At 58.1% G+C, this 25,913-nt stretch carries 30 protein-coding genes, 2 tRNA genes and 1 pseudogene; 18 read left to right on the top strand and 15 right to left on the bottom strand.

Annotated features, from left to right (window positions below; translation table 11 throughout):
- The first annotated feature begins 42 nt into the window (after window positions 1-42).
- Both JJB09_RS20480 and JJB09_RS20475 read left to right on the top strand, forming a co-directional pair.
- Window positions 43-450 carry a VOC family protein gene (locus tag JJB09_RS20480; RefSeq protein ID WP_201662704.1) on the top strand — a complete coding sequence of 136 codons (408 nt, stop codon included), beginning with the start codon at window positions 43-45 and terminating at the stop codon, window positions 448-450.
- Window positions 451-555: 105 nt separating this feature from the next.
- The gene (locus JJB09_RS20475; protein ID WP_201662702.1) at window positions 556-1,683 is read left to right on the top strand and encodes an ATP-dependent DNA helicase; all 1,128 of its coding nucleotides are present in this window, start codon (window positions 556-558) and stop codon (window positions 1,681-1,683) included.
- 4 nt (window positions 1,684-1,687) lie between these two features.
- Here JJB09_RS20475 and JJB09_RS20470 read toward each other — a convergent pair whose 3' ends face one another.
- Entirely contained in the window at window positions 1,688-2,254 is a 567-nt protein-coding gene (locus JJB09_RS20470) for a MerR family transcriptional regulator (RefSeq protein ID WP_281431853.1), read from the bottom strand.
- A 531-nt stretch (window positions 2,255-2,785) separates the two neighbouring features.
- On the opposite strand from JJB09_RS20470, the gene JJB09_RS20465 reads away from it, so the two are divergent.
- Window positions 2,786-3,538 (top strand): pyridoxine 5'-phosphate synthase, encoded by a 753-nt coding sequence (locus tag JJB09_RS20465; RefSeq protein WP_201662698.1) that lies wholly within the window; start codon window positions 2,786-2,788, stop codon window positions 3,536-3,538.
- Between the two features lie 462 nt (window positions 3,539-4,000).
- Complete coding sequence (locus JJB09_RS20460) at window positions 4,001-4,507, top strand: GyrI-like domain-containing protein (protein WP_201662695.1); 507 nt, start codon at window positions 4,001-4,003, stop codon at window positions 4,505-4,507.
- A gap of 11 nt (window positions 4,508-4,518) precedes the next feature.
- Here JJB09_RS20460 and JJB09_RS20455 read toward each other — a convergent pair whose 3' ends face one another.
- Together JJB09_RS20455 and JJB09_RS20450 are read right to left on the bottom strand one after the other, a co-directional pair.
- Window positions 4,519-4,884, bottom strand: coding sequence for a DUF4087 domain-containing protein (locus JJB09_RS20455; protein WP_201662692.1), 366 nt, complete (start codon window positions 4,882-4,884; stop codon window positions 4,519-4,521).
- 31 nt (window positions 4,885-4,915) lie between these two features.
- Window positions 4,916-5,641 (bottom strand): aspartate/glutamate racemase family protein, encoded by a 726-nt coding sequence (locus tag JJB09_RS20450; protein ID WP_201662690.1) that lies wholly within the window; start codon window positions 5,639-5,641, stop codon window positions 4,916-4,918.
- A 170-nt stretch (window positions 5,642-5,811) separates the two neighbouring features.
- Here JJB09_RS20450 and JJB09_RS20445 point away from each other — a divergent pair, with 170 nt between their 5' ends.
- Window positions 5,812-6,276 carry an Lrp/AsnC family transcriptional regulator gene (locus JJB09_RS20445; protein ID WP_201662687.1) on the top strand — a complete coding sequence of 155 codons (465 nt, stop codon included), beginning with the start codon at window positions 5,812-5,814 and terminating at the stop codon, window positions 6,274-6,276.
- A 37-nt stretch (window positions 6,277-6,313) separates the two neighbouring features.
- On the opposite strand, the gene JJB09_RS20440 is transcribed toward JJB09_RS20445, so the two are convergent.
- Window positions 6,314-7,318 (bottom strand): aldo/keto reductase, encoded by a 1,005-nt coding sequence (locus JJB09_RS20440; protein WP_201662683.1) that lies wholly within the window; start codon window positions 7,316-7,318, stop codon window positions 6,314-6,316.
- 111 nt (window positions 7,319-7,429) lie between these two features.
- Between JJB09_RS20440 and JJB09_RS20435 the strand changes: the two genes are divergently transcribed.
- From JJB09_RS20435 to JJB09_RS20415, 5 genes are all read left to right on the top strand, one after another.
- The gene (locus JJB09_RS20435; protein WP_201662680.1) at window positions 7,430-8,332 is read left to right on the top strand and encodes a LysR family transcriptional regulator; all 903 of its coding nucleotides are present in this window, start codon (window positions 7,430-7,432) and stop codon (window positions 8,330-8,332) included.
- Window positions 8,333-8,455: 123 nt separating this feature from the next.
- A complete protein-coding gene (locus JJB09_RS20430) occupies window positions 8,456-9,289 on the top strand; it encodes a M10 family metallopeptidase C-terminal domain-containing protein (RefSeq protein WP_201662678.1) in 834 nt (277 codons plus the stop codon).
- Between the two features lie 185 nt (window positions 9,290-9,474).
- A complete protein-coding gene (locus JJB09_RS20425) occupies window positions 9,475-10,131 on the top strand; it encodes a TetR/AcrR family transcriptional regulator C-terminal domain-containing protein (protein ID WP_425523747.1) in 657 nt (218 codons plus the stop codon).
- 49 nt (window positions 10,132-10,180) lie between these two features.
- A complete protein-coding gene (gene ilvC, locus JJB09_RS20420; RefSeq protein WP_201662672.1) occupies window positions 10,181-11,200 on the top strand; it encodes a ketol-acid reductoisomerase in 1,020 nt (339 codons plus the stop codon).
- Between the two features lie 91 nt (window positions 11,201-11,291).
- Complete coding sequence (locus JJB09_RS20415; RefSeq protein ID WP_201662669.1) at window positions 11,292-12,041, top strand: hypothetical protein; 750 nt, start codon at window positions 11,292-11,294, stop codon at window positions 12,039-12,041.
- A gap of 212 nt (window positions 12,042-12,253) precedes the next feature.
- On the opposite strand, the gene JJB09_RS20410 is transcribed toward JJB09_RS20415, so the two are convergent.
- A complete protein-coding gene (locus JJB09_RS20410; protein ID WP_343229063.1) occupies window positions 12,254-13,285 on the bottom strand; it encodes an alcohol dehydrogenase catalytic domain-containing protein in 1,032 nt (343 codons plus the stop codon).
- Window positions 13,282-14,229, bottom strand: coding sequence for a choline ABC transporter substrate-binding protein (choX, locus tag JJB09_RS20405; RefSeq protein ID WP_201662666.1), 948 nt, complete (start codon window positions 14,227-14,229; stop codon window positions 13,282-13,284). Before choX ends, JJB09_RS20410 begins: the two co-directional genes overlap by 4 nt.
- A gap of 104 nt (window positions 14,230-14,333) precedes the next feature.
- Between choX and betI the strand changes: the two genes are divergently transcribed.
- The gene (gene betI, locus JJB09_RS20400; protein WP_201662663.1) at window positions 14,334-14,972 is read left to right on the top strand and encodes a transcriptional regulator BetI; all 639 of its coding nucleotides are present in this window, start codon (window positions 14,334-14,336) and stop codon (window positions 14,970-14,972) included.
- Here the strand turns inward: betI and JJB09_RS20395 are convergent.
- On the bottom strand, window positions 14,959-15,708 hold the full coding sequence (locus JJB09_RS20395; protein WP_201662661.1) for a hypothetical protein: 750 nt from the start codon (window positions 15,706-15,708) through the stop codon (window positions 14,959-14,961). The two genes, betI and JJB09_RS20395, sit on opposite strands and share 14 nt — an antisense overlap.
- A 174-nt stretch (window positions 15,709-15,882) precedes the next feature.
- Between JJB09_RS20395 and JJB09_RS20390 the strand changes: the two genes are divergently transcribed.
- Entirely contained in the window at window positions 15,883-17,106 is a 1,224-nt protein-coding gene (locus tag JJB09_RS20390; RefSeq protein WP_201662658.1) for an aminotransferase-like domain-containing protein, read from the top strand.
- An 81-nt stretch (window positions 17,107-17,187) separates the two neighbouring features.
- Here JJB09_RS20390 and JJB09_RS20385 read toward each other — a convergent pair whose 3' ends face one another.
- Window positions 17,188-17,850, bottom strand: a complete 663-nt coding sequence (locus JJB09_RS20385; RefSeq protein WP_201662655.1) for a TetR/AcrR family transcriptional regulator — start codon at window positions 17,848-17,850, stop codon at window positions 17,188-17,190.
- Window positions 17,851-17,925: 75 nt separating this feature from the next.
- Here JJB09_RS20385 and JJB09_RS20380 point away from each other — a divergent pair, with 75 nt between their 5' ends.
- Window positions 17,926-18,738 carry a hypothetical protein gene (locus JJB09_RS20380; RefSeq protein ID WP_201662652.1) on the top strand — a complete coding sequence of 271 codons (813 nt, stop codon included), beginning with the start codon at window positions 17,926-17,928 and terminating at the stop codon, window positions 18,736-18,738.
- A gap of 59 nt (window positions 18,739-18,797) precedes the next feature.
- On the opposite strand, the gene JJB09_RS20375 is transcribed toward JJB09_RS20380, so the two are convergent.
- Window positions 18,798-19,184 carry a DUF4189 domain-containing protein gene (locus tag JJB09_RS20375; protein ID WP_201662650.1) on the bottom strand — a complete coding sequence of 129 codons (387 nt, stop codon included), beginning with the start codon at window positions 19,182-19,184 and terminating at the stop codon, window positions 18,798-18,800.
- A 267-nt stretch (window positions 19,185-19,451) separates the two neighbouring features.
- Between JJB09_RS20375 and JJB09_RS20370 the strand changes: the two genes are divergently transcribed.
- From JJB09_RS20370 to JJB09_RS20350, 5 genes are all read left to right on the top strand, one after another.
- Window positions 19,452-20,561 carry an endonuclease/exonuclease/phosphatase family protein gene (locus JJB09_RS20370; RefSeq protein WP_201662647.1) on the top strand — a complete coding sequence of 370 codons (1,110 nt, stop codon included), beginning with the start codon at window positions 19,452-19,454 and terminating at the stop codon, window positions 20,559-20,561.
- The gene (locus JJB09_RS20365; RefSeq protein ID WP_201662644.1) at window positions 20,558-21,289 is read left to right on the top strand and encodes an NUDIX hydrolase; all 732 of its coding nucleotides are present in this window, start codon (window positions 20,558-20,560) and stop codon (window positions 21,287-21,289) included. Before JJB09_RS20370 ends, JJB09_RS20365 begins: the two co-directional genes overlap by 4 nt.
- A 17-nt stretch (window positions 21,290-21,306) precedes the next feature.
- A complete protein-coding gene (locus JJB09_RS20360) occupies window positions 21,307-22,206 on the top strand; it encodes a PhzF family phenazine biosynthesis protein (protein WP_201662641.1) in 900 nt (299 codons plus the stop codon).
- A 128-nt stretch (window positions 22,207-22,334) separates the two neighbouring features.
- Window positions 22,335-22,410: transfer RNA gene (locus JJB09_RS20355), tRNA-Lys, on the top strand.
- A 79-nt stretch (window positions 22,411-22,489) separates the two neighbouring features.
- Window positions 22,490-22,565, top strand: a tRNA-Lys gene (locus tag JJB09_RS20350).
- A gap of 549 nt (window positions 22,566-23,114) precedes the next feature.
- Here the strand turns inward: JJB09_RS20350 and JJB09_RS20345 are convergent.
- The 6 genes and pseudogenes from JJB09_RS20345 to JJB09_RS27165 form a co-directional block, all read right to left on the bottom strand.
- Window positions 23,115-23,285, bottom strand: a complete 171-nt coding sequence (locus JJB09_RS20345) for a hypothetical protein (protein WP_201662639.1) — start codon at window positions 23,283-23,285, stop codon at window positions 23,115-23,117.
- A gap of 100 nt (window positions 23,286-23,385) precedes the next feature.
- Window positions 23,386-24,039 (bottom strand): hypothetical protein, encoded by a 654-nt coding sequence (locus tag JJB09_RS20340; protein ID WP_201662636.1) that lies wholly within the window; start codon window positions 24,037-24,039, stop codon window positions 23,386-23,388.
- Window positions 23,960-24,253 carry a recombinase family protein gene (locus JJB09_RS20335; protein ID WP_201662633.1) on the bottom strand — a complete coding sequence of 98 codons (294 nt, stop codon included), beginning with the start codon at window positions 24,251-24,253 and terminating at the stop codon, window positions 23,960-23,962. The genes JJB09_RS20340 and JJB09_RS20335 overlap by 80 nt, the downstream gene beginning before the upstream one ends.
- Window positions 24,253-24,864 carry a recombinase family protein gene (locus JJB09_RS20330; RefSeq protein ID WP_246748833.1) on the bottom strand — a complete coding sequence of 204 codons (612 nt, stop codon included), beginning with the start codon at window positions 24,862-24,864 and terminating at the stop codon, window positions 24,253-24,255. Before JJB09_RS20330 ends, JJB09_RS20335 begins: the two co-directional genes overlap by 1 nt.
- Window positions 24,861-25,367: pseudogene (locus JJB09_RS26745) on the bottom strand (DUF2924 domain-containing protein). Before JJB09_RS26745 ends, JJB09_RS20330 begins: the two are co-directional and overlap by 4 nt.
- A gap of 160 nt (window positions 25,368-25,527) precedes the next feature.
- Complete coding sequence (locus tag JJB09_RS27165; RefSeq protein ID WP_425523750.1) at window positions 25,528-25,683, bottom strand: DUF3489 domain-containing protein; 156 nt, start codon at window positions 25,681-25,683, stop codon at window positions 25,528-25,530.
- Window positions 25,684-25,913 lie beyond the last annotated feature (230 nt).

The following is a 25,913-nucleotide window of genomic DNA, read 5'->3' as shown; positions in this document are numbered from 1 at the left end:
TCCTTATGCTGTTATCGCTTTTGCAGGTAAAGGGAGAGTGCAATGCTAAGCAATATAAGCATTGGTGCAAATGATCCCGTTGTCTCGGGACAGTTCTACGAGGCTGTGCTTGTTCCACTCGGTTATGAACGCCATGAAATAGAAGGCTCGGCCCGCTTCTCTCTCCGGGGCGTCGCTGACAAGGACAACGGTCCGGGAACGGTCTGGATCCAGAAACCCTTCGACGGCAAGGTGGCGACAGCGGGCAACGGCATGATGCCGGCATTCCGGGCCGCAGATCCCGAAACCGTGCAAAGATTGCACGCAGCCGGCATCGCGGCTGGCGGCACCGACGAGGGGCCGCCCGGGACCCGCGCCTATTACTCAGAAGATTTCTATGTCGCCTATCTCAGGGATCCTGTGGGCAACAAGGTGTCCGTGTTCTGCGTGCTGGACCCGCATTCGACGTGAGACGTGCACTTCCGGCTTTCGCAGTACCGCTGACAATGCCGCATCGCTGGTGGAACGTGGCAAGAACATCTTGCTTATCGACTGCGAATCCTGCCAAGTCGCCTTATGCAATTTTCGACCCAACAGGATGAGGCTCTCAAAGCCGTTTCGCGCTGGCTGAAGGATGGCCACAGCCAGGTTTTCCGGCTGTTCGGCTATGCCGGCACCGGCAAGACGACGCTCGCAAAGTACTTTGCCGAGCATGTCGACGGCGAGGTGCTGTTTGCCGCCTTCACCGGCAAGGCCGCACAGGTGTTGCGTTCGCGCGGTGCGTCCAATGCCAAGACCATTCACTCGCTGATCTATCGTCCGCGTGGCGAGGAAGAGGTCGCCGACGAAATCACTGGCAAGACAAACATCGCGCCGATGTTTTCCATCAATCGTCAAAGCCCCGTCGCCAAGGCGCCGCTGATTGTCATCGACGAATGCTCGATGGTCGACGAGGCGCTCGGCAGGGACCTGCTCAGCTTCGGCACCAAGGTGCTGGTGCTGGGCGACCCGGGCCAGTTGCCGCCGGTCTCCGGCGGTGGTTTTTTCACGGAGCAGGAGCCTGATTTCCTGCTTTCGGAAATCCACAGGCAAGCACGCGACAACCCGATCATCCAACTGGCGATGCAGGTGCGCGAAGGCAGGGAGATTCTGCCCGGCGACTACGGCGCCGCCAAGGTGATCTCGCGCCACGATGTGACGCAGGATCTGGTGCTCGAAGCCGATCAGGTGCTGGTGGGAACCAACAAGACGCGCAAGCGCTACAATCAGCGGCTTCGCGAGCTCAAGGGCTTTCCGTCAGCCTATCCGGCGGCCGGCGACAAGCTCGTCTGCCTCAGGAACGACCAGGTGAAGGGGTTGCTCAACGGCTCGCTCTGGCAGGTGATGTCATCCTCCAAGGAAACGACGAAGCCCGGCATCAACCTGCTGATCCGGCCGGAAGACGACGACATGGATCGCGGCGCGGCCAAGATCAAGCTGTTGAAGGCCGCTTTCGAGGAAGTCGACGGCGAGATCCCCTGGAACATGCGCAAGCGCTATGACGAGTTCGACTATGGCTATGCGCTGACAGTGCACAAGGCGCAGGGCTCGCAGTGGAACAATGTGGTGCTGTTCGATGAGGCCTGGGCATTCCGCGAAACCCGGGAACGCTGGCTCTACACGGCGGTAACGCGCGCGGCGGAGACGCTGACGATCGTGCGGTGATCCTTCAGTCGCCGATCATTCCGAGCAGCACAGCCTTGGCAACGGTCTGAAAGCGGTTGGATGAGCCGAATTTACGAATGATGGTCGCCTCGATCGTCAGGATGTCTTCCAATGGCTTGTTGGTGGTGTGAGCGATGCGCGCGGGCGTATTGCCTTCGGCCATCAGCTTGAGGCAGTGAAATTCGAAATCCGACAGGAATGGTGCGCCGGACTGACGGTAGTCGTTTCCCTCACGTGAGGCGGCGCGGTCGTCATCAAGGATTTCGTTGATTTGCTGCATCTGTCGGCGGATCAGGGATTCATCCGCGATCAGTTCCTTCTTGCGGCTCTCCAGAGCGGCATGGAATACGCGGTCGCATTCGGACTGGGTCGCGGTATCGGCCAGTTCGGCAAGGAGTTCCTGGATCTGGGCAACCGGCATGCCGATTTCTCGACAGAGATTGATGGTGGCCATGATCTGCACTTGGCGAGGTTCATAGACGCGCATTGCCCCCAGCCTCTTTGGCCTCAATAGTCTTTTTTCCTCGTAGAAATGAAGGGTGCGGTGCGTCACGCCAAACATGTTGGCCATGTCGGCGATGGCGATTGGCTTGTTCGGCAACTTTGAAGGGAGTGGAATGGACGGAAGATGCGAGCCGCGGTCTTCGTTGTCTGTTTCAACTTCTGGTATGTGTTGATCCAAGATTCCATGCATGTAGCCGTGCCCCCGTTTTCGATCAGGCAGACGGTTCTCACCGTTTTCAGGTTACCGCTTATTGAGCGACCGGCATTGCAATGCACGCGGTCAGCCTCATATCGTGCTGGTATTTCCCCGATGGCATTCTTTCGATTTGCGCAGCAAACATCAACCGCTTCCTAAGAACATCTTGTTTCATAATGTCAAGGTAAGGGCGCATTTCGACACAACCGTCGTTATATATGAAATATAGTCAGATTGTAAGCCATTTTATGCGTGAAAGCATACATCATGAAGTGGCGTGGGCCTTTCGGCGAATACCGATCAATAATCGCGATCGATTTATGAAGAAATGTGGCTGGCGTCAGTCATTTCAATCGGTTACTGAAATGATGCATTCGTCTAACTGCATCATCGGATCGAGAAATGGCCGCCAAACTCTCTGTCAATCTCAATGCAATCGCTATGTTGCGCAACCGGCGCGATCTTCCCTGGCCCGATGTTGTCGGATTTGGCCGGATCGCACTGGAAGCCGGAGCGGCTGGCGTGACGATTCATCCGCGTCCGGATGAGCGCCATATACGCTTCAGCGACGTGCCGGCGCTGAAGGCGCTGGTCAAGAACGAGTTTCCGGGCAGGGAGTACAACATCGAAGGCTATCCATCCGAGGATTTCCTCGAACTGGTCGAACGCCACCTGCCGGACCAGGTTACGTTGGTGCCCGACGATCCCGCCCAGGCCACATCGGACCACGGCTGGGATTTCGCCGCCAACCGCGAGCGGCTCAGTGAAGTCTGCGCACGTCTCAAGCGCTCAGGCATGCGTGTGTCGCTGTTTGCTGATGGTGATTGCAGTGAAGACGATGTGACCATCGCCCGCGAGGTGGGAGCCGACCGCATAGAGCTCTATACCGGCCCCTATGGCGGATGCTACGACGATGCTGGCGCGGCGGCACGGTGGGTGGAAAAGCTCGGCACGACTGCGGATCGCGCCATGGCAAGGGGTCTCGATATCAATGCGGGTCATGACCTGACGATTGCAAATCTGCCGGCACTTGCCACCCGGATCCCCAAGTTGGCCGAAGTGTCGATCGGTCACGGGCTGACTGCGGATGCTCTTCAATATGGCATGGCCGAGACTGTCAAACGTTATCGCCGGGCGCTTGGCGACAGCGTTTAAGCCGCCTCATATTGTAATGATCTGATCCGGCCTCTTCGGCCGAGGTGACCGTTCTGCGAGAAGAGCAGTCTGGTGTTGCGCGCGTCTTCGTCGCGCTGTTCTCAGTGTGTCTATGAATTGATCTTGAGATTTTCAAGATTCATGGTCGTCTGGTCGGTTGTTGATTTTGTAATGCTTGAAATATGTAGAAATGAAACAGAATTTTTTGTGGTTAAATTTGAGTTAAATTTAGCTATTCTTTAAGATGGCGGCCACTTTATTGCAGGTGTTCCATATTTGTATTGTTTCGTTTTGGTCCTGTAGTTTGGGTGTTTTTTGGTGTTGTAATAGGTATACACATCAAGTTGTGCATTCCTTGTGTTTTTTTAGGGGTGGTACTTTTAAGTCGATGCTTTAACCCTATATGAATTCCAAATGTGATCAACAGTCACATAGAATTTGAATTGCCCTAGGAATATTATCATGCTCACCCTGCCTGAAAAAGTGAGGCGCAAAAAGCAGCCCTATCTTGCGATCCGGGCCCGGTTGCTGCAGCGTCAGATCAGCAAGCAGGCTCGGCTGTACTATCCGGAATTGCGCCAGTACATGCAGGCGCAGGGGATTGCCGAAACCGGCCACTCCTTCCTTCGGTACAATCTCGTCTCCCAATCCAGCGAGTTGGAACTTGAATTCGGCTACTTTACCGACAAGTTGCATCCGGGCGGCGGTCCGATGCGTGGTGGCATGATGCCGGGAGGTACATTTACCTCGGTGACTTGGCGTGGTGACTATTCAGGCCTTCGCGATGCACACGCCATGCTGACCGGGTGGGGCAGCATAACGGGTGCGGAATGGGATGCAACGCATACTGACGCCGGGATACAATATGGTTGCCGGCTTGCGGTGTTCAAGAAAAGCATGCTGGAGGGCTTGCCACCGGAGGACTGGATTACTGAAATCGCGGTCCTGCACAAATCGGCCTCCGAATAGGAGGCGCAAATCTATTGGCCAGGGGCAGGAAGCGCCTTGTCGTTTGCGCACTTGGCAAGCGAAAGCTGCTTGAAGGAATGAATCATGGTGATACGGCCGTTATCCGGGTCCGTCATCACGTCCATGCAGGCGCAGGCGTGGCCGTAGTTGCCATTGGTGGCCGCATAGTCTCCCGCTGAAATGTCGCCGATCTGGTCCATGCCCTCGGCTTCAAAGCCGCCCTGGGTCATGATTGTCCAGGACATCTCGGAGTCGGTTAGCCACCAGTTTCCCGGTGTGGGATTTTCCAGCCAGCCGCAACGTTTTTCAGCCTGTGCAATGGACGCCGCCAAAAGCAACGTTGCGCCGGCTACTGCGAAAACTGCTAATCTTTTCATAAATATGCGTTCTCCCGTTTGGTTGTCGGGATTATGCATATCTCCGTTTGGTTGCCAATACTGCGTTCGGTCCAAAAGCAAAACTTGCAGCCGCCTCGCAATGGATCGCCGTCGAGTCGAAACCGGGCAAGGCAAGGCTGGCGGGGTCGAGACTGAGGCAGATTTCGGTGCAACCGAGGATGACACTATCGGCGCCGGCACTCCGGGCCGTATCGATGATCTCAAGCAGTTCGCTTCGTGATGCGTCGAGGACGTGGCCGGCACACAACTCGTTGAAAATGATGTCGTGGACACGGGCACGACCGGGTTCATCCGGAACCATGGCATCCACGCCCGCGGCCTCCATCCCAGCATGATAGAAGCCATCCTCCATCGTGTAGCGTGTCGCCAGCAGGAGGGGTCGCTTCCTGCCTGCCGCTGCCAGCGAGGCCGCGGTCTCGTCGATGATGTTGATCAACGGCACGTCGATAGCGGCTTGCACTCGTTCGGCGACTTTATGCATGGTATTGGTGCAGATAAGGACGCAATCCGCTCCGGCTGTCTCGAGATTGCGGGCGATCGTCGCAAGCCTCTCGCCCGCCTCATTCCAGCGGCCCGCCTTTTGAAGGGCGACGATTTCGGCAAAGTTCACCGAATGCAGCAGTACCTCAGCCGAAACAAGCCCCCCGAAACGGTCGCGTGCCATGCGATTGAGGCCGGTATAATAGATTGCGGTGCTTTCAAAGCTCATCCCGCCGATCAATCCGATGGTCTTCATTCCAATCCTGCCGTCAAGTTGTGCCAATTTGAATGCAGGATGACATGGAGGGATGGGAGATTGTTAGCGAAGATTTTACCATTATCGCGCTTTCGTGCGAATATATTGCGGGTTGTCTCGATAATGCGCAATAGATGTGCGTAGCTATATTTCCTAACGGAGGCCCGAGCATGCTTGACGACCGGGACCGCAAGATTTTGAGTTTGCTGCAAAGTGACGGCGGCATGAGCGTTGCCGAGCTTGCAGATATCGTCAACCTGTCCGTATCGGCCTGTTCGCGCCGTATCCTGCGGCTTGAGAGCGAAGGCTATATCCTCGGCAGAAAGGCGGTTCTCGACAGGACCAAGATGGGCGTGCCGACGACGGTCTTCGCCCTGGTCAAGACCGCGCGCCATGGCGATGACTGGTTGGCGGCCTTCCACCGGGCGATTGCGAATATTCCGGAGATCGTCGAGGCGCACCGTCTGACCGGAAACCACGATTACATTCTCAAGATCGTGCTGCCGCGTGTCGAGCATTACGATGTGATCTACAAGCAGATCATCCGTCAGGTCGAACTGTTCGACGTTTCGGCGTCGATATCCATGGAGGCTCTGAAGGAGTCCGGGGCGTTGCCGGTCGGATACGCCGTTTAGATCTCGCCTGCTCCTGCCGGCGAGATCGTTTTGGCAATCAGCCAGCCTTGCGCTTTTCGCTGTCAAGATGCGCCAACTGCGCCTCGGCATAACGGCCTCCTGCGGCAGCGCCCTTCGGTACGGCGGCTTCGAGTGCGGCCAGATCGGTGGATGTGAGCGGCTTGTCCAGCGCGCCTAGCGATTCCGACAATTGGTTGCGTTTGCGGGCGCCGATCAATGGCACGATATCGGCGCCTTGAGCCGCCACCCAGGCAATGGCGGCCTGCGACGCGGTCATACCCTTTTCTTCAGCCACCTTTTGCAAGGCGTTGGCGAGCGCCATGTTCCTTTCGGCATTCTCGCCCTGAAAGCGCGGGCTATGGGCGCGAAAATCGCCCTTGCCAGCAGCCTCCTTGTTCCAGTGGCCACTCAGGAGGCCACGCGACAGCACGCCATAGGCGGTAATGGAGATGCCGAGCGCACGGCAGGTGGGTAGGATCTCGTCCTCGATGCCGCGAGACATCAGCGAATATTCAATCTGCAGGTCCGAGATCGGATGTACCGCCGCTGCCTTGCGGATCGAGTCCACCCCAAGTTCCGATAGCCCGATATGCCTGACGTAACCGGCCTCGACCATTTCGGCGATGGCGCCGATCGTATCCTCGATCGGCACGTTCGGATCGAGGCGGGAAGGCCTGTAGATGTCAATATGATCCACGCCGAGGCGAGTGAGCGTATAGGCGAGCGCCGATTTCACCGCAGCTGGCCGCGCGTCGTAGCCGAGCCAGTTCCCTATTGGGTCGCGCTGGGCACCGAACTTGACGCTGAGTTGAACCTTGTCGCGATCCTTGCCCTTCAGCGCTTCGGCGATCAACATTTCATTGTGGCCCATGCCGTAGAAGTCGCCGGTGTCGAGCAGGGTGACGCCGACTTCCATGGCGGCATGGATGGTGGCGATGGATTCTGCCCGGTCAGCGGGGCCGTACATCCCCGACATCCCCATGCAGCCGAGGCCGTATGCTGACACTTCTGGACCTGTCTTGCCTAACGTAACGTATTTCACGGTCTTGCTCCTTTAACGCCGGTTGACTCAACGGAATGCAGGTCTTTTACATCTGACATGCTTGTGCGATAATCCGCTCATCGTTGAATGGCCCGTTCGGAAATATGTACAATGAATTCATTGCCGCTCGCCGATCTCGAAGCCTTCGCGGCCGTTGCCGAGGTCAGGAGCTTTCGCAGGGCCGCGTCGCTGCGCGCGGTCTCGGCGTCGTCGCTCAGCGAGGCGGTCCGACGCCTGGAAGCGCGGCTTGAGACAAGGTTGCTCAATCGCACCACCCGCAGTGTGACGCCGACGGAGGCCGGCCAGCGGCTGCTCGAAAGAGTAGCGCCGATGTTGGGCGAGATTTCGGGAGCACTCGATCAGGTCCGGAGCTCTGATGAAAGCCCGGCGGGGAGTCTCAGGCTCAACGTACCGACATTCGTTGCCCGCGAAATCATACCGGCGATCGCCGCCGCCTTCCTCAAAGAGTTTCCCGGTGTGACGCTGGAAATCGAGGCGAAGGACAGCTTTGTCGACGTGTTTGCCGAGGGCTTTGATGCCGGCATTCGCTATGACGAAAGCCTGGACCTCGATATGATTGCCGTTCCGCTCGGACCGCGCCAGCAGCGGTTTGCGGCGGCCGCATCACCTGATTATCTTAAGGCGCGAGGCGTGCCTGCCCATCCCCGCGATTTGCTGCATCATTCCTGCATTCGCCACAAATTCGACAGTGGTCGCATTTCCAATTGGGAGTTCGAGCGCGACGCGGAAATCGTCCGCATAACGCCGAACGGCCCGCTTGTCGCCAATACGATCGACATGGAATTGCGCGCGGCACTCGCAGGGGTGGGCATTCTATCGACTTTCGAGGATCTCTTGCGAACCCATCTGGAGAGCGGGGCCCTGGTCGAAGTGTTGAGGGACTGGCAGCAGCCGTTTTCCGGTCCGTATCTCTATTATCCAAGTCGCCGGCACATGCCTGCACCGCTGAGGGCATTCGTGGATTTCGTGAAAGGCAGGCGTCTGGATGCGTAAGGCTCGACGAAGCTGAGAAGGAGATTCCGGCGCGCCCGTCAGACGGCTAGGCAATGCTGGCCGCGGTAAGATTTTGTTTACGATGCCCCTCTAGGCTCCCGAGCATATTCAAGGGGATGTATTGTGGGCTTTCAGGGCAAGAAGATTTTTTACAGCTACTTCTATGCGGACACGAATACTCCCTGGAAGGGTGAGACCTACGGTGGCGTCCTGACCCAAAAGGACCTTACTGTCAAAGACGGCATCGAGCTCGGCACTACGGCCAGCCTTTACTCGATCGATGTATCAGACACACAGATACGCTTCGCGTTTCACGATGCCGGGATATTCTCGGGGGCTGCTTTCAACGGCGTGCTGTTTGAAGACAAATACGGTGCGCTCAATCCGATTATCGGGGTTAAAATGAACACCAACGTGCACGGGCTCGATGCGCGGGATATATCGATTTCGCCCGATGGCAATTCGTTTGCCATCAACTTCCAGGGGGCTTCCTTTGGCCAGAGGAGCCACATAACCCTGTCGGTGGAATTCGAGTTGAACGAAATCTCCGGCAAAAGTGGCAACGACCTGCTCAAAGGTGCTGTTAGCGACGACAGGATCTCTGGCGGCAGGGGCGCCGACAAGCTTTATGGCGATGTTGGGCAGGACATTTTCGTTTTTCGCACGGGCGACAGCGGCAGCACCAGGGCAAGCGCGGATACGATTTTTGACTTCAGCAGGAAGCAGGGAGACAAGATCGATCTCAGCGGCTGGGACGCGGATTCCACGACGAAGGGACTGCAGGATTTTGATTTCATCGGCAAGGCTGCTTTCAGCAAGGAGGCCGGTGAGCTGCGATACGAGACAGTGAGGGGCGATAACTATCTCTATGGTGACACGGACGGCGACGGCAAGGCCGATTTCCTGATCCGCCTGGACCCTGCCACCAACCTGAAGGCTGGCGATTTCCTGTTTTGAAGTGAGGGACGCCTGCAGCAGGTCACTTTGTCGGCTGGTCGGTGTTCCCCTTCGTTGCGCCCGAAAGTCGGTGCGCGCCAGCTGTAGAGGCAAGTTACGAAACTTGCTTGTGCCTCACAAAAAATCAGCTTGACCCCTGCCCAAAACCGGCGCATAAACACTGCGAACCGTACCGTACGGTACGTATGGGTTTCGCGATGTTGAACACGACTGACAGTCAAGGCTCGGAAAGCTTCTCGCCCCGCCAGAACGCGGTGCTGGAGGAGGCACTTCGCCTGCTTGTTTCCGGCGGCGAAAAGGCCTTGACTACGGCGGGCGTGGCGCGTGCGGCCAATTGTTCGAAGGAGAGCCTCTACAAGTGGTTCGGCGACCGCGACGGATTGATGGAGGCGATGATCGTCTATCAGGCATCCAAGGTGCGGACCGGCGAGGTGTCATCGGGTACATTGAACCGCGAGACGCTGGAGCGCCTGCTCGACGAGTTCGCCGTGGCGCTGCTGGAAGTGCTTTCGGGCGATGTGTCGCTGGCGCTGAACCGGCTGGCGATCGGCCAGTCGAGCCGTGATGGCTCGATGCTGGGCGAGATGCTGCTGGAGCGCGGCCGCAAGCAGATCGGCCGTCGCGCGGCCAGCCTGCTGATCGCGGCCAAGCGGGCAGGGCTGCTCGAATTCGAGGATGCCGGCGAGGCCTACGAGACGCTCTACGGGCTGATCGTCAAGGACTGGCATGTACGCATGCTGCTCGGCGAAGACATGACCGAGCGGGCAAAGGATTTTGGCCCACGGGCGAAGCGATCGGTTTCCGCATTTCTCCGCCTTTACGGAACCAGACAGGCGGGATAGAGATCCGCCGGAATTTACTGACAAGACAAGCAAAGGGAAGGACATTCAAATGCGCGTCTATTACGATCGTGATGCCGATCTCAACCTCATCAAGTCCAAGAACGTCGTCATCGTCGGTTACGGCTCGCAGGGCCGTGCCCATGCGCTGAACCTCAAGGATTCGGGCGCCGCCAACGTCGTCATCGCGCTCAAGGCCGGTTCGCCGACCATCAAGAAGGCCGAAGCCGACGGCTTCAAGGTCATGACCGTTGCCGATGCCGCCAAGTGGGGCGACCTCCTGATGATGGCAACGCCGGACGAACTGCAGGCCGACATCTACAAGGCTGACATCGCCGGCAACATCCGCGATGGCGCCGCAATCGCTTTCGCCCACGGCCTCAACGTGCATTTCGGCCTGATCGAGCCGAAGTCGACGCTCGACGTCGTCATGATCGCGCCGAAGGGCCCGGGCCACACCGTGCGTGGCGAATACCAGAAGGGCGGCGGCGTGCCGTGCCTGGTTGCCGTTCACCAGAACGCTTCGGGCAACGCGCTTGAACTCGCTCTCTCCTACGCCTGTGGCGTTGGCGGCGGCCGTTCGGGCATCATCGAAACCAACTTCAAGGAAGAGTGCGAAACCGACCTCTTCGGCGAACAGGTCGTTCTTTGCGGCGGTCTGGTCGAGCTCATCCGCGCCGGTTTCGAAACGCTGGTCGAAGGTGGCTACGCCCCCGAGATGGCCTATTTCGAATGCCTGCACGAAGTGAAGCTGATCGTCGACCTGATCTATGAAGGCGGCATCGCCAACATGAACTACTCGATCTCCAACACGGCCGAGTGGGGCGAATACGTTTCTGGTCCGCGCATCATCACTGCCGAAACCAAGGCCGAAATGAAGCGCGTGCTGCATGACATCCAGACCGGCAAGTTCACCTCGGATTGGATGCAGGAATACCGTTCGGGTGCTGCCCGCTTCAAGGGCATCCGCCGCATGAACGACAGCCACCAGATCGAAGAAGTCGGCGCCAAGCTGCGCGGCATGATGCCCTGGATCGCCAAGAACCAGCTGGTCGACAAGGCCCGCAACTAAGCCAATTGGCGGTAGCCAATAGCTATTGGAGCCGGGGAGGGCAACTTCCCCGGCTTTTTGTTTGGCCTGCGAACTGCTACATCAGCCAGACATGAACGAGATACCCAGAGATGTCGTCACAGCGAATGCATATCTCGCCGATGCACTGGCGGATCTGTATGCGGTATTTTCTGCATATCCGGTGCCGACCCAGCTGCATGCATCGCCGTTGAGGGATACTGCAAAGATTCTTGCGCATCTGATTTCCGCGCCTTTGAAGGAGCTGTCGGCGAACGCGCTGGGTCGCTTCGCCTCGCATGCGATTACCACGGTCGGAGATGTTGACGACTACAAGCATTTTCTGCCGCGGATCATTCACCTTGCCGTGGTGGGCGCGGAAGGTGAACCGGGCCTGGATCCGACGCTTATCGCCGAAAAACTCCTCTATGCAAACTGGCCGGGCTGGCCCGAGGCGGAGAGGGTTACAATTATCGCGGTTGTCGAAGCAGCCTGGGCACGACTTCGCTTTTTCCATCCGGATGAGCGTGACGCGGAGGATTGGCTGTGCGCGACAGCGCTTCTCGGGCTTTCGGTTGTTCCGAAGCTGACTGTCTGGCTGGACGACCAGGCGCCGGGCTCGGCGGCGCAGTTCGCGCAGTTCGTGGCGCGCATGCGGGACCTGAGGGAGCCGGAGGATTTTTGGTCCGGCGTTCCAGAGGGGGTGCGGCAGTCGATTATTGTTTTTCTCTGTGATCCCGACGTCGAAACAAGGTTGCGCGGTGCCGGAGTGGCCGCGGCGAATTCAGATATCTGGCTGTTCGAGGAAGCATTGAAGGCCATACTGCATCTGAAACATACCTGATGCTCGCGGGGCAGGTCCCTTAGCCATTTCGTCTGGCCAATGGAACAAAATGCGGTAAGTTGTGTTAGGTTTCTGGGGAGGTTGCATCGTCTGGAGGGGGGTACGATGACGTTTCTCGAGCATCTCAGCTGGTTCGACGCCGCAATAGCTGCGGCGTTTCTCACAGTTGTCGTCATGGGCTTTGTCAGCGACGGCCCAGCCCGATAACCGGGTCAGAACTTTATCACATATCTGCCTTTCGCACGGCCCTGGTCCAGCGCCGCGAGCGCTGCGGAGGCCCCGGCCAGATCGATGGCCTCGATCTCGTTCAGCAGCGGTTGGGCCGCATGCATCTCTACCACTTCGGCCATTTCCTGCCGGGTGCCGACGCTGGTGCCTGTTATCGTCACCCCCGTTCCGGTCAACCATTCCTGACTGAGGGGCACCGGATCGGCGACAAGAGCTGCCGCTACGATACGGCCACGCGGCCGGACGGCCGCTATCATCGCGTCCCAGGTCGCGGTCGTTGGCGCGAAGTTGATCACCGCGTGGTGCTTCGGATGTTCGCTCGCGAACCTCTTGGCAAGTTCTTCGCCGGCAACTTCCGTGCGCGAAGCTCCATATTCGAGCGCCAGAGCGAGTTTCGCCGGGTCGCGATCGACGGCGGTGACCTTGACCCCCAGTCGGGCGGCGATCTGGACCGCATAGAGCCCAAGCCCGCCGCAACCGAATATCACGCAGCTCTCGCCGGCCTCCAGCCTTGCCCGACGAATGGCGCCGTAAGCGGTTACGCCAGCGCACATGATGGGTGCGGCGCCGACCGGTTCCATGCCGGATGGCAGAGGCACGGCAAAGCGGGCATCGGCAATCACATATTCGGCAAATGCACCCGGTACATTCAATCCATGAGCCCGCTGGTGTTGGCAGAAGGACTCCATGCCATCCAGGCATTCGTCGCAGTGGAAGCATGTATCGTGCAGCCAGGGAACGCCGGCGAGATCGCCTTGCCGCCATTCGGTGACGCCTTTGCCGACGCCTTCAACGATGCCGACGCCCTCATGGCCCAGCACGAACGGCGCGGGGACATCAGGCGGGGTGACATCGCCCTTCCAGATGTGAACGTCGGAATGGCAGACGCCGCAGGCCTGCAGGCGCACGAGAATCTGGCCGGGACCCGGGCGGGGGCGTGGCACATCGGCGATCTGGAGTGGCTTGCCGTGCTCGGTGAGCACGGCGGCACGCATTGTGGACGTATGCAGGATCACTGGTTCATTCCAAGTTCTGCCTTGACGGCGTCGAGGCCCGGCTTGCCGTCAAGGGTGGTGACACCGGCGAGCCATGCTTCGAGTTTTTCGGGGTGAGCGGCCATCATCTCGCGGGCGGCTGCAGGAACCTCGGTACCCTTGGTCATGATGAGATCCATGCCGGCATTTTCATAAGCAATATCGAATGCCAGATTGGTGAAGAACTTCGACACGTTCGGGCAGTCTTGGGGATAGCCCTTGCGGACGATGGTGCGCACGGTTGCGCCGCCGAAGTTGGGTCCAAATTCCTGATCGCCGCCGGACAGATAGGTCATTTCCATCGACATGTTCATCGGGTGCGGCTGCCAGCCGAGGAAGACGATCCACTCGTTGCTGGAGATGGCGCGGCGTACCTGCGCCAGCATGGCCGCTTCGCTCGATTCCACCAGTTTCCAGTCGCCATCGAGGCCGTGGCGCTTCTCGGCCAGCATTTCCACCAGCGGCAGGTTGGAGCCGGGCTCGATGCCATAGATGGTCTTGCCGAACTTGTCGCCGTGGGCGGCGAGATCGGCGAACGATTTTACGCCGGCGTCAGAGACGTATTTCGGCACGGCGAGCGTGTATTTCGCGCCTTCGAGATTGTTGCCGAGCGCGACGACCGAGCCTTCGTCGTAGTAGGCCTTGTATTCGATATCCTGCACGGGCCGCCAATTGCCGAGAAAGACATCCATTTCGCCGCGCTTGAGGGCGTCATAGGTGACATTGAGGCCGAGAAGCGTTTGAGTCGGCTGGTAGCCCAGAGCCTTCAGGATGATCTCTGCTGTCGTGTTGGTCAGTGCGATATCGGTCCAACCGAGATCGGACATCCGGACGGCCTGACATTCCTCCTTGTCGGCGGCGAGCGCCACGGAAGGCAGGCTCACGCTGTTGATTGCGATCAGCATGGCGGCGGTGAATTTGCGCATTGGCTTCCCCTTTTGTTTATGAGGGCAGCTTATCGAGCATTATTTGTATGGCAAGATGAAAAATTGTTAGAGCGTACAAAAAATTATTGCGCTAATAAGCAAGCATGGTTGCACGACTTAAAAAACAGAAGACTCGTATCGAAGACATCCGCCGTGTTGAACTGATCGATGCCGCGCATCGGATATTTCTGCGCGAGGGACTGAAGGGGCTGACGACCACCCGCATCTGCAACGAGGCGGGTATGTCGCAGGGGATTTTAACCTACTATTTCAAAGACAAGGAAGAAGTTCTTTTCGAAATGGTTCGGCTGGCCAACCGCGTGCTGATGGAGGAAGTCGTCGCCAACATGAAGAAGGCGACCACGCGTTGGGATCGGTTGATCGCCATTATCGACGGCAACTTTCCGGCTCACCGCTACGATAAGAGCACGGCCAGCGCGTGGATGTCGCTTTACACCGAAGCCTCGCACAATGAGCGCTACGCCCGCCTGCAACGGCCCTATTACAGCCGGTTGCGATCGAACGTTGCCTCAGCGTTGATGCCGCTGTTGGCTCGCGAGCCAACCGATCATTTCATCCGCGGCTTTGCCGCGATGATCGATGGCCTGTGGCTAAGGCGCGGCCATGCGGAAAGAGACATCTGGCTGGAAGAGGCCAAGCTGCTGCTGGTCGAATACTGCGAGAAAATGCTGGGCGACGAACTGGTCGCTCGGTTGAAGACAACTGCGCTCAGCACCCATTGAGGGCCTTTATGCCGTTGATGAAATCCACCCCTTTGCGCTTTGTGGTGGTCACTGCAGCTTCGCCGTCGCAACGCGCATTCCCGTTTTTGAACGTATACCGGACCTTGAACTGGTCTTTGCCGGATGGCTGGATGTTGATCAGTTGCAGCGGCTCTGTAAGGTTTCTGTAGAAGCGAGTCAGCGCATGAGCGGAAAAGGGGCCGCTGATGCGCTTTTCTGCGACAACAAAGTTGGACGCAGTGTCGCCATCGACGGCCGCCAGCGCAAGGTAGAAGGCGCGAATGGTGGACGCGGCCGTGCCGTATTCCTCAGCGGAGTCCCCGGGCGCTGATATGCTGGTGACCCAGGCGACCAAGGGCCGGTGGTGATGACCGGTGTGGGCCGCCATCGCGCGTTCGAGCGTTACCGCAATATTCTGCTGTTTGTATTTCGCCAGGGTGCCGGCGGTCTGCTCGGTCTCGACCAGTTGGACTTCATCGAACGATGCGGCTGGATCAGCGAATTCGTCGCCCTGCAGGCAGATCGGCGTGGCGAGTTTCAGAATGAAACCCGGCTCGGGCGTGTCGCCTTTCTGGACATCCTCGAAGTTTGGGGGTCCGGCAAAGATGCGATAGCTGAGCAAGCCCGCTAGCTGGCGCGGCTCGGCCTTGGAAAGGTCGTAGCAGCCTGCCTGGGCGGTGGAGGAGGCAGCGAAAAGGGCGAGAAGGAAGACAAGTTTTCCGGTGTGCATGTACACAAGGGGGCTCCGTATCAATTGCTTTCTGCTATGACGTCCATGCACGCACGATCGCAGCCGGTAAAATGAAAGAAATCGTGATCACCGCACGCCGTCTAATTAGGTCAGTAATATTGACATAATATGCGTTTCACGGTGTATTCGAAGCTATAAGAAGATTACGAGGAAATACACATGGATTGGGAAAAGGTTTTTGCCTCGCGCGCGATGCGCATGAAGGCGTCGGAAATTCGCGAACTGCTGAAACTGCTTGAGCAGCCGGATATTATTTCGTTTGCGGGAGGTATTCCCGATGTCGCGCTTTTCCCCAAGGAAGCCGTGAGCAAGGCCTATGGCGAGGTGCTGGCGGGCGATCAGGGCGACGCGGCGCTGCAATATTCCGTCAGCGAAGGCTACAAGCCGCTACGCGACTGGATCGTCAAGGAAATGGCCAAGATCGGCATTCCCTGCAATGCGACCAACGTGTTCATCACGTCCGGTTCCCAGCAGGTGTTGGACTATCTCGGCAAGCTGTTTTTGTCGCCCAACGACACCGCATTGGTGACATGGCCGACCTATATGGGCGCACTCGGCGCGTTCAACGCCTATGAGCCTACCTACGACAAGCTGCTGCCGATGAGCAATCGCCCCGCTTCGTCCTATGTCGACGCCGCGGAGAAGGCAGGCGGCCGGGTGAAGTTCGCCTATGCGGTGGCCGAATTCCACAATCCGACTGGCGAAACCATGACCAAGGGCGAGCGCGAATGGCTGCTCGACCTGGCTGAAACGCTCGATATACCTGTTGTAGAGGACGCCGCCTATCAGGCGCTGCGTTATGACGGCGAAACCGTTCCGCCGATTCTGGCGCTCGACATCGCCCGCCATGGCGGCGATATCAACAAGACCCGCACCTTCTATTGCGGAAGCTTCTCCAAGACGCTGGCACCCGGTCTGCGCGTCGGCTGGGTTGTTGCCAACGAGGAAGTGGTTCGCAAGCTGGTGCTGATCAAGCAGGCGGCCGATCTGCACTCCTCGACCATTAACCAGATGGTAATAGGCAAGGTCGCCGACGGGGTGTTTGCCGAACAGGTCGAAAAGATCAAACGGGTCTACAGCCATCGCCGCAACCAGATGCTCGCGGCGCTGCAAAAGTCGATGCCGGCCGGTGTCGAATGGACAAAGCCCGAAGGCGGGATGTTCGTCTGGGTGACGCTGCCCAAGGGCATGGATGGCGCAGCATTGTTGGCCAAGGCAATCGCCGAAGCCAAGGTTGCCTTCGTTCCCGGCAGGGCTTTCCATGCCGATGGCAGTGGCCAGAATACGCTGCGGCTGAGCTTCTCCTGTGCATCCGACGAGATGATCGAGACGGGCATCTCTCGGCTTGGCAGCCTTATCCGATCTGAATTGGCAGCAGCCTGATCCACCAGCGCCGCGCTTCGAAATCGAGGCGCGGCGCTGTCTTACCTTGCCGAGGCAGGATCTCGGATTTGGGGCTTTGCACTAGACGGAGTGGGGTCTGTTCACGCGGGTAAGCCTTATCTCGTCCTCGATCGAATCGAGGATCACCTCCAACCCCTTCTCGAAAATACCGGACAGATTTGGCAAGGCGAGATGCGCTACCGTCTCGCCGGAAACTGGAAATCCTTCGAGGAACCCGGAATCCTGGAGATGGAAATCGGTTCGCCGTTCGGCCTCTATCGTCGCGCCTTCGGTCAAGCCCGCGCCGTTCAGGTAATATCCCAAAATGCGAAAAGACGCTGCGGTTCCCGCCGGTGGCAGGCCCGCGCGCCGGAATATCGACAGGATCCTTTCGAGCACCGGCAAGGTCTCCGGCGTATTGAAACGGCGCGCCGCCAGCAGAGGGAAGGATCTGGGGTAGCGCCTGGCAATGTCGATATAGCTGCGTGAGACTGCCTCGAGTTCGCAGCGCCAATTCCCCGTATGGTCGCCAAACTCGATCATCGTCGCCAGCCTGGCGGTGATCAGATCGAGCAGGACGTCCTTGCTCTCGACATGATGGTAAAGCGACATCGCCTGCACCCCGAGCCGATTGCCGAGCGCGCGAGTCGACAGGCTGTCCAGGCCTTCGCTCTCGATCAGCTCAATGGCAGCTTCGACGATCGTTTCGCGTGTCAGCTTCGGCTTTTTCGGCATCGTCGTCATGAAGGACGAAATTTCCTTTACATCGCGAGGCTGTGGATTATCCTTACGGTGTAAGGCAATTCGGAGGACTTGGCAATGTTGAGCAAGGCCGATGCAGCCTGCATGGCTGAGACGATTGAAATGGAAGCCATCGCCGATATGATGAGCGCGATGCCCGCCGAGACAGGCAAGGCGCTCGGCGCCGATTGCAGTCCCATCGCCGGCGCGCTTTCCATCAGTGCGAAGAATGTTCCGTTGGTGACGTTCAACCGCGTGGTCGGCTACGGTATCGACCATCGTGGCGAGGCTGGCGAGTTGCCGAAAATAGCAGCCTATATGCGCAGCCATTCCGCGCCGGTGGCACAATTGCAGATGGCTCCATTCGCAATGCCGGGCGGATTCGAACTACGGCTGGTGGACGCGGGCTTTACCCGCTTGCCTGCGAATTGGGCCAAGATGGGTCGCATGACGGATGAGGTTCCACAGGTAGAGACCGACCTTCAGATCGAACCGGCGGGTGCAGACAGGGCAAAGGAGTTTGCCAGCACGGTGCTTGCCGGTTTCGGGATGCCCGGCGTGTTCCAGCCGTGGCTTGAAGCACTGCCTGGCCGAGACCGCTGGCGCTGCTATATCGCTCGCGATGGCAAGCGGGCAGTCGGTGGGGCTGCACTCTACATTGGCGAGGATGCCGGCTGGCTGGGAATTGCGGCGACCCTTGTTGAAGCGCGAAGGCACGGCGCGCAGGGAGCACTCATTGCGCGTAGGATTGCCGATGCGGCATCGCTGGGAAAGGCCTGGGTGTTCACCGAAACAGGAATTCAGGACGGCCCAAATCCATCGCTGGCGAATATGTATCGCACCGGCTTCAAGTGCATGCACGAACGAACAAACTGGGCCCTCGCAGCATAGGACTGCACGCCGCGAAGCCCGCGGGTGCAATCCGGAGGGCCATGGTATTTTTTACGGGCCTACTGCGCGCCCGTGACGCACTGCGTCACCACGACCTTGCAGTTGTAGGAATAGCCGTCGCAGATGTGCATGGCCTTGTTCTGGGCGGCGGAGTAATTGCGACCCCAGTCGGAGCCCCAGCCGCCGTCTTCACCTGTCGCCACCGCGCCGCAGGCATTGCGGAACGACATCGCGACCTTGCAATCGCTCGCACGTTTGTAGCATTCGTTCATCGCGGAATTCTCGGCGTCCGCCTGCGAAGCATTGTCTATCGACCAACCATAGGCGCGGGTCTGTTGCGAGTAGGCAATTGAGCCGTAAAGCTCCTGCGCAAGCGCTGCCACAGGTTCGCAAAGCAATACCGCCCCAAGCGATGTTGCCAGAAGTAATTTCCCAAGCGAATTCATGTCGTCCCCTTATGCATTGGTGCGTTTCCCTTCCAATGACGAACTATCTTTCCCCAATATTCTGGAGTCCAGAGAATTTTAGAGGAGATTCACCGCAACTGTCTGAACTTGCGTATATTTCTGGGTGCTTCGCTCCGATTTAATCTGTTTTCGGCAGTCGGCGTTTGGCGTTCAACTTACAGTCAGGCCACTTGTCATGGCCGCCGGCAATTTCACCGCCAGACTGCGGCATGCTATAGATTCGGATGAGTCCCAGAGGAGAATGGCATGGCGGTTCGCATCGGCACCTTCAATATCGAAAACCTGCTGACCCGCTTTGATTTTACCGGTTTTCGCAATCAGGTCCGGCAGGACAGGGTGATGCGCCTTTATGCTGTTCACAACGAGGCGGAGTATCAGCGGCTGGAAGAGGCGCGGATGATCGGCTCGACCGACGATACCCGTCAGCTGACCGCGCTTGCGATCGCCGACATGGAGGCCGATATCCTCTGCCTGCAGGAAGTCGAGAGCCTCGAAGCGCTCAATGCTTTCGAATATGGCTATCTCTACCGCATGATCGGAGCCGGATATCGGCACAAGTACCTGATCGAGGGCAACGATTCCCGCGGCATCGATGTCGCCATCATGATGCGCGACCAGACGGCCGATGGCGAACCGATCGAATTTGTCGATGTCCGCAGCCATTCGGAGCTGACATACAGGCAGCTTGGGCTGTTCAACGAGGAGCTTGCCGAGACGGAAAAGCCCGACGACCGGGTGTTTCGTCGAGACTGCCTCGAACTCGATCTGCGCATAGGCGGTCGCCCGCTGACAGTCTATGTCGTGCATCTCAAGTCCATGAGCACGCATCGCGAAGGCGTGGACGGCCGCGACGGCACCATGGCGATCCGGCGCGCCGAACTGACGGCCGTGCGGCGCATCATCGAACAACGGTTCGGCAAGGATGCGTCTGCGAACAAGAATTTCGTAATTTGCGGCGACATGAACGATTATCAGGAGAAACTGATGATCGATGGCACCCGGCGGAGTGGGTTTACCTTTACCCATGCAGGCGAGCAAGTCAGCGCGCTCGATATCCTCTCGGCAGATGGTTTTGTGGAAAACGCAATGCTGAGGCGACCCGAAAACGATCGCTGGACGCTTTACCACGCGCGCGGAATGCTGGAGCGGCATCTGTGCCAGCTCGATTACATCTGGTTGTCGCGAGCTCTGTCGAAGCTAAATCCAGCTGCCATTCCCGAAGTCATCCGTAGCGGCCAACCCTTCAGGACGGTCTTTCCGCTGGGCCAGGAGGTGGAGCGCTATCCGCGCACGGGTTGGGACCGCCCGAAGGCCTCCGACCATTGCCCGGTCGTCATGGAACTCGATCTGCAATGACTGAATTAACTCCACTCGAAGCAGCCGGCTTTCCGCCGGAGGGCGTGATATTCGAACCGGGTGCCATTCGACTGGCAGTGTTGGATGGCGAGCATCCCTGGCATTGCTCCCGCCGTACCGAAGTTGCAGAGAACTGGGCGCGCGAGATCGACGCCAATCCGCACCTCTATGACGGGCAGATGGTGTTTCAGCGCCAGCTCAGTTTCAGCAACGGCGCGCTCGAGGGCAGGGCACATATGATCCCGTTCTCGGCCTTTCTGCATTGGCGAAAGCAGCGCCAAGGGCCAGACGCCTATCACCTTTTCGGTTTGCCGGTGGTGATGAGTTCGGACGGCGCGCTGATTGCGATCCGCATGGGCGCGCATACCGCCAATCCGGGGCGCGTCTATTGCGCTGCGGGCTCAATGGATCGCCATGATGTCGTCGATGGCCTGTGCGATCTTGACGGCAACATGCGGCGCGAGGTTCTGGAGGAGACCGGGCTCGATCTGGCAGCGGCGGTGGCCGGCGCCGGCTATCACGCGCTTCATGCTCTCAACACGGTGTGCGTGTTTCGGGTTTTCCGGTTCCCGGCAACGGCTGCGTCGATGCTGGAGATCATTGCGGCCCATGTTGCGGCGGACCCGCAACCAGAAATCACCGGTGCGGTGGCGATCCGCGATGCCGATCCTGCCGCCTACGACTATGCCTACTTCATGCCGCCGATTCTGCGGTGGCTGTTCAATTGAGTAACGGGAACGAAATCATGGCGCGTGACTATGCAATCTACGATGTTTTCACCAGCAAGGCTCTTGCGGGCAATCCGCTAGCGGTGGTGTTCGACGGAGCGGGGCTGACGGACGATGCCATGCAGGCGATCGCGCGCGAATTCAACCTGTCGGAAACGGTGTTCGTGCAGCCGGCGGAAAATGCGGCCCATACCGCCCGCATTCGCATCTTCACGCCCGGCCGCGAATTGCCTTTTGCCGGCCATCCGACCGTCGGAACGGCGATTGCGCTGGCGGAACGGTCAAATGCCAGTCGTGGACTCGATGTGGTCAGCGTGCTCGAGGAAAATGTCGGTCCAGTCCGTTGTCTTGTCCGCGTTGCGCCCGGGCAGGTGTCATTCGCGGAATTCGACCTGCCACGCAAGTCCGAGCAACTCGCCGCTGATGTCGATGTACAGAATGTCGCCGATGCGCTCTGCATCAGCGCTGCCGATATCGGTTTCGAGAATCATACGCTGTCGGTCTGGAGCGCCGGCGTACCCTTCCTGATGGTGCCGGTGCGCGACATGGGCATCGCCAGTACCCTGACGTTCGATGCCGGCTTGTGGCAAAAGCGCGTCGGCAAGAGCCTCAGCGCCTATGTCTATTGCCGCGGCGGCGCCGATCACCGCGCGAGCTTTCATGCGCGGATGTTTGCTCCGGATATGGGCATTGCCGAAGACCCGGCAACGGGCGGCGCGGTGGCTGCGATGAGCGGCGCAATCCGCCATTTCGATGCGCTCGCCGACGGCCATCACGCGCTGTTGATCGAGCAGGGCGTCGAGATGGGCCGCCCTTCGCATATCGACCTGCATATCGAAGTCGAAAGCGCCGAGATTTCCCGTGCTCGCATCGGTGGAGAAGCTGTCCGGGTTGCTTCGGGAAAACTTTATCTTTGATTTCGCTAGGGTAATTGCCCTCTCGGGGGAAACTGCAGTTTTTTTTAAGTTTTCTCCGAGCGGGGGTTGCCAAGGGGAAGCTTCCTCTTTATACGGCCCATCAGACGCGCAGCAACGCGGGTCACGGCGGGTGATTAGCTCAGTTGGTAGAGCAGCTGACTCTTAATCAGCGGGTCGTAGGTTCGAACCCTACATCACCCACCATTCAGTCCCCAGTAAAATGGTGACTTTAAACTCTTCTTTATACGGCCGATCAAACGCGTCGCAAACGCGCGGTCACGGCGGGTGATTAGCTCAGTTGGTAGAGCAGCTGACTCTTAATCAGCGGGTCGTAGGTTCGAACCCTACATCACCCACCATTCAGTCTGGCCTTTGTGCATGAATTCTCTTGTCTCTCAATAAGTTACCGAGAATTCAAAGGGTTGCCGGCCCTTTGGTGCGTAACGGCTTGTACGAATTCTCCAAAAACGTGATTTTATCCCGAATTTCGAGAGGTAGTCTCCGTTCGGCCATTTCCACGACCCGTTGTTTTCAGCAGGTGAAGGGTTATGTATTCGACCCGCGTCTCGCAACATCAGCCAAATCAAGGGCTTGAAAACAACAGGTCGTCGGTGTGAGCACATCATGCTCCACCAAACAGTCCTCCTAGAAACGCTGATTTTCTAGTTATTGGAATAACTTAAACTATTCCGAGACTTGCAAGGTATGCTGCTGGGACAGTTTCCAGAATCGTCTCCAATTCTCCCAAAAATCCGCCGAAGAGCAGAGATAGTCTCTGTCGGCCGGCTTCTGCGACCCGCCGCTTTTCGACATTTTTGAATGGCGTGCTAGGTGTGCCCGCAGCGGATCAGAAACGAAAGCCGCCGGCAATGTGCCGGCGTGGTTTTTTTGGTGTAAAAATAAGTGTTTTAGCCCCTCAGAAGTTCATCCTGCTTGACCCATTCGATGGGAACTTCGACACCTCGCGTGAGCTTGCGGAGCGTCAGATCGGCCGGCTGCCGACCTGTCAGGATTGCCTCGGTGAGTTTGGGGGATAGAAAGGCGAGGGGAAGGATGCGGCTCAGATCTGATGCATCCATTCTGAAGTCGCTGGCAATATGCGCGATGGATTTCCCTGATCCATCTGTCAGCCTCTGCATGGCAAGATGTGCTTTTGCGGTGGCGTCGATCAGAGTTTGATCAACGATTTGTTTTGCGTTGCGCCATCCTCAACCACGATCCGTACTTCCGCACCTCGGCGCTTGAGAATGATGGGCAGGGTGATCGAGATCGTGGCGGTTGCAGATTCATCGCGGGCTTCCCGTGCTGCCTCCCGCCCGATTCTGCCGATTGATTGACCGCCGGAATATCTATGCCGCGCCCATGCTTGGCGATAATCGCAACCAGCCTGCGCACGTCGATCTCAAAGTGGATGCTATTAGTGGCCAGCGAGATACGCATAAATATCCGCCGAATGATCGATGCTTTGCTTTCACTGAGATTGTCAGCCAAGAGGCGGCTCTCAAGCGCTGCGGCATTCTCAAGGCTTCGCGCCAGGTTGGAGGTAGGACAATATTTTTGAATCCATTTCGCGAGTTGCGCCCTATTCCTCAAGACTTGAATGAGCTGTGCTTCAACAATCGGTTCAATGACCGATCCAGGGATGCGCCAGACATCCGCATCGTAGGTGTCGGCTTTCCGGGTGTCCGTGACATGGTAACGATACCGCTTGCCGTGGTTTTGCGTATGGACGGGTGTGAGGCGATTGCCCTGCTCATCGAAGAGGCGCCCTGTCAGCAGAGGGGGGCGCGAATGAATGATTGAGCCTTTGGGATTGGGCAGCGCTATTGGCAAGCATTCTCTGAACGGCCTCGTACGTCTCAGCGTCAACGATCGGCTTTAGCTCGCCATCGTGCAACTCGCCTTTGTGACGGATCTTGCCGATGTAGATGGGATTGGAAAGCACATGGTAGATCTTGCCCCGGCTATGCGGAGAGGCAGGAAGCGAAGCGCCAAAGATCTCGCTTCCGTCAGGCAAACGACCGCTCCCTTCGTTCAGCTCCAGCATTAGTGGTTTAACGGCACCGAGTTCCAGGTAACGTTGAAAATTTGACGCACGGTGACGGCGCCATCCTCATCAATGACAAGCTTGCGATCCTGAGCGCAATAGCCCAAAGGCACGACACCGCCCATCCAGATCCCCTTCTTCTTAGAGGCGGCGACTTTGTCGCGGATGCACTCTGCCGTGACCTCTCGTTCGAACTGGGCGAAAGAAAGAAGGACATTCAGCGTCAATCGTCCCATTGAGGTCGTGGTATTGAACTGCTGGGTGACGGAGACGAAGGAGACTGAGTGTCCGTCGAACACGTCGATCAGCTTGGCAAAATCCATCAGCGAGCGGGTGAGGCGATCGATCTTGTAGACAACCACCACATCGATCCGTCCGTCGCGAATATGCTGGAGCAAGCGCTGGATACCGAGCCGCTCAAGCGTGCCGCCTGAAATGCCGCCATCATCAAAGGGTTCGGGCACAAGCTTCCAACCGAGGCTTGCTTGTGATGCGATAAAGGCCACGCAGGCTTCCCGTTGTGCATCGAGCGAGTTGAAGGTCTGATCGAGGCCCTCTTCACTGGATTTGCGGGTATAGACTGCACAGCGGAGTTTCTTGAACTCGCTCATAGGCCAAAGAACCTCGGTCCGGACCATTTCGCGCCGGTAATCTTCAAGGCGATCGCCGTCAAGGATCGGTAGGGCTTGCCATCCATGACAAAACGGTTCTCGACCACGTCCACCACGTAGCGGTGTCCATTCCAGTCACGGATCAGGCGGGCTCCAGGCAGGGGCTGGGCGCGCACGCCAACCGCATGGTCATCGATGGCATTTGCATTTGCTTTGTTGCGCTAAATCGCCTTTGCGGGAGGATCGTTGATGAACTCGACGCCCCCGACATTTGTTGATGCTTCAATCCGTTTCAAAGTCGCTTTGATAAGCCTTTTAGTGTTCATCGAAAGACCACCGTTCTGCTTTTCCTGCAGATGCCAAGCTGCAGATCGAACTAATAGTGGTTGGCGCGCGCCGGACGGGGGCAAGCAGCGGTATTTTTTGACCCAGAGGTCGACGAGCTCCGGCCGGGATAGGGCGCCGACCGCAGCAACTTTCTGCTCAATGCTCGACCGAGCCATAATCAGGCCTCCGGCTCGGTAACGGGTTGCTCAGCTGTTTGGGCACCTTTGAATGGTCCGAAGGGAGGTAGCTCGATCGGCTCGGGTGCGCTATCGTTCACCGTCTTATCGCCAATACGATATCGCCGGATACCATTTTCCGTAACTTCGCTGATCAGATTCAAGCCGAGCTTTTTTGCACTGTGCCGGACAAAATGCCTCGGGTCGAGTGTGCTTGCCAGCCCGTGGTAGCCATGAGCTCCGAGAGGGCTGCGCCGGCTTCTCGCTGCAGGAGCCTCAGGACAAGCGTTGCCTTGGTTTCAGATGCAAGGGTGATGCCTCGCGTCGGTTGTGGGATGGCAACCGGGGTGTTTGCCTCTGGTGCTGAGGCAACCCTGCAAAGCGGACATGACGCAGTGATAACGCGGGTCGCAGTTGCGCCAAGCCGCCATTCCGCCCCATGCGGGTGATTAAATCACGAATTCCTCCTCGTACGTCTGTGGTTCGGGAACGACCGTAACCTCCACCGGAACGATCCAATTGGCCGCGTAGCTCTCGCAGTCGGAA

It is taken from the genome of Phytoamicus setariae, from assembly GCF_016722925.1.
Classification (GTDB): Bacteria; Pseudomonadota; Alphaproteobacteria; order Rhizobiales; family Rhizobiaceae; genus Rhizobium_E; species Rhizobium_E setariae.
Note: the sequence above shows the minus strand (reverse complement) of the source record. Positions and strands in the feature narration are given on the sequence as shown.

What these genes read in the sequence shown, in the direction of transcription:
- JJB09_RS20445 (WP_201662687.1), top strand. Translation starts at nt 5,812, where the DNA reads ATGCTTGACGACCGGGACCGCAAGATTTTGAGTTTGCTGCAAAGTGAC.
- JJB09_RS20475 (WP_201662702.1), top strand. Translation starts at nt 556, where the DNA reads ATGCAATTTTCGACCCAACAGGATGAGGCTCTCAAAGCCGTTTCGCGC.
- JJB09_RS20360 (WP_201662641.1), top strand. Translation starts at nt 21,307, where the DNA reads ATGGCGCGTGACTATGCAATCTACGATGTTTTCACCAGCAAGGCTCTT.
- JJB09_RS20365 (WP_201662644.1), top strand. Translation starts at nt 20,558, where the DNA reads ATGACTGAATTAACTCCACTCGAAGCAGCCGGCTTTCCGCCGGAGGGC.
- JJB09_RS20330 (WP_246748833.1), bottom strand. Translation starts at nt 24,864, where the DNA reads ATGAGCGAGTTCAAGAAACTCCGCTGTGCAGTCTATACCCGCAAATCC.
- JJB09_RS20480 (WP_201662704.1), top strand. Translation starts at nt 43, where the DNA reads ATGCTAAGCAATATAAGCATTGGTGCAAATGATCCCGTTGTCTCGGGA.
- JJB09_RS20390 (WP_201662658.1), top strand. Translation starts at nt 15,883, where the DNA reads ATGGATTGGGAAAAGGTTTTTGCCTCGCGCGCGATGCGCATGAAGGCG.
- JJB09_RS20455 (WP_201662692.1), bottom strand. Translation starts at nt 4,884, where the DNA reads ATGAAAAGATTAGCAGTTTTCGCAGTAGCCGGCGCAACGTTGCTTTTG.
- JJB09_RS20370 (WP_201662647.1), top strand. Translation starts at nt 19,452, where the DNA reads ATGGCGGTTCGCATCGGCACCTTCAATATCGAAAACCTGCTGACCCGC.
- JJB09_RS20335 (WP_201662633.1), bottom strand. Translation starts at nt 24,253, where the DNA reads ATGCTGGAGCTGAACGAAGGGAGCGGTCGTTTGCCTGACGGAAGCGAG.
- JJB09_RS20425 (WP_425523747.1), top strand. Translation starts at nt 9,475, where the DNA reads ATGGGTTTCGCGATGTTGAACACGACTGACAGTCAAGGCTCGGAAAGC.
- JJB09_RS20435 (WP_201662680.1), top strand. Translation starts at nt 7,430, where the DNA reads ATGAATTCATTGCCGCTCGCCGATCTCGAAGCCTTCGCGGCCGTTGCC.
- JJB09_RS20460 (WP_201662695.1), top strand. Translation starts at nt 4,001, where the DNA reads ATGCTCACCCTGCCTGAAAAAGTGAGGCGCAAAAAGCAGCCCTATCTT.
- JJB09_RS20345 (WP_201662639.1), bottom strand. Translation starts at nt 23,285, where the DNA reads ATGGATGCATCAGATCTGAGCCGCATCCTTCCCCTCGCCTTTCTATCC.
- ilvC (WP_201662672.1), top strand. Translation starts at nt 10,181, where the DNA reads ATGCGCGTCTATTACGATCGTGATGCCGATCTCAACCTCATCAAGTCC.
- JJB09_RS20450 (WP_201662690.1), bottom strand. Translation starts at nt 5,641, where the DNA reads ATGAAGACCATCGGATTGATCGGCGGGATGAGCTTTGAAAGCACCGCA.
- betI (WP_201662663.1), top strand. Translation starts at nt 14,334, where the DNA reads ATGGTTGCACGACTTAAAAAACAGAAGACTCGTATCGAAGACATCCGC.
- JJB09_RS20465 (WP_201662698.1), top strand. Translation starts at nt 2,786, where the DNA reads ATGGCCGCCAAACTCTCTGTCAATCTCAATGCAATCGCTATGTTGCGC.
- JJB09_RS20380 (WP_201662652.1), top strand. Translation starts at nt 17,926, where the DNA reads ATGTTGAGCAAGGCCGATGCAGCCTGCATGGCTGAGACGATTGAAATG.
- JJB09_RS20385 (WP_201662655.1), bottom strand. Translation starts at nt 17,850, where the DNA reads ATGACGACGATGCCGAAAAAGCCGAAGCTGACACGCGAAACGATCGTC.
- JJB09_RS20470 (WP_281431853.1), bottom strand. Translation starts at nt 2,254, where the DNA reads ATGGCCAACATGTTTGGCGTGACGCACCGCACCCTTCATTTCTACGAG.
- choX (WP_201662666.1), bottom strand. Translation starts at nt 14,229, where the DNA reads ATGCGCAAATTCACCGCCGCCATGCTGATCGCAATCAACAGCGTGAGC.
- JJB09_RS20375 (WP_201662650.1), bottom strand. Translation starts at nt 19,184, where the DNA reads ATGAATTCGCTTGGGAAATTACTTCTGGCAACATCGCTTGGGGCGGTA.
- JJB09_RS20415 (WP_201662669.1), top strand. Translation starts at nt 11,292, where the DNA reads ATGAACGAGATACCCAGAGATGTCGTCACAGCGAATGCATATCTCGCC.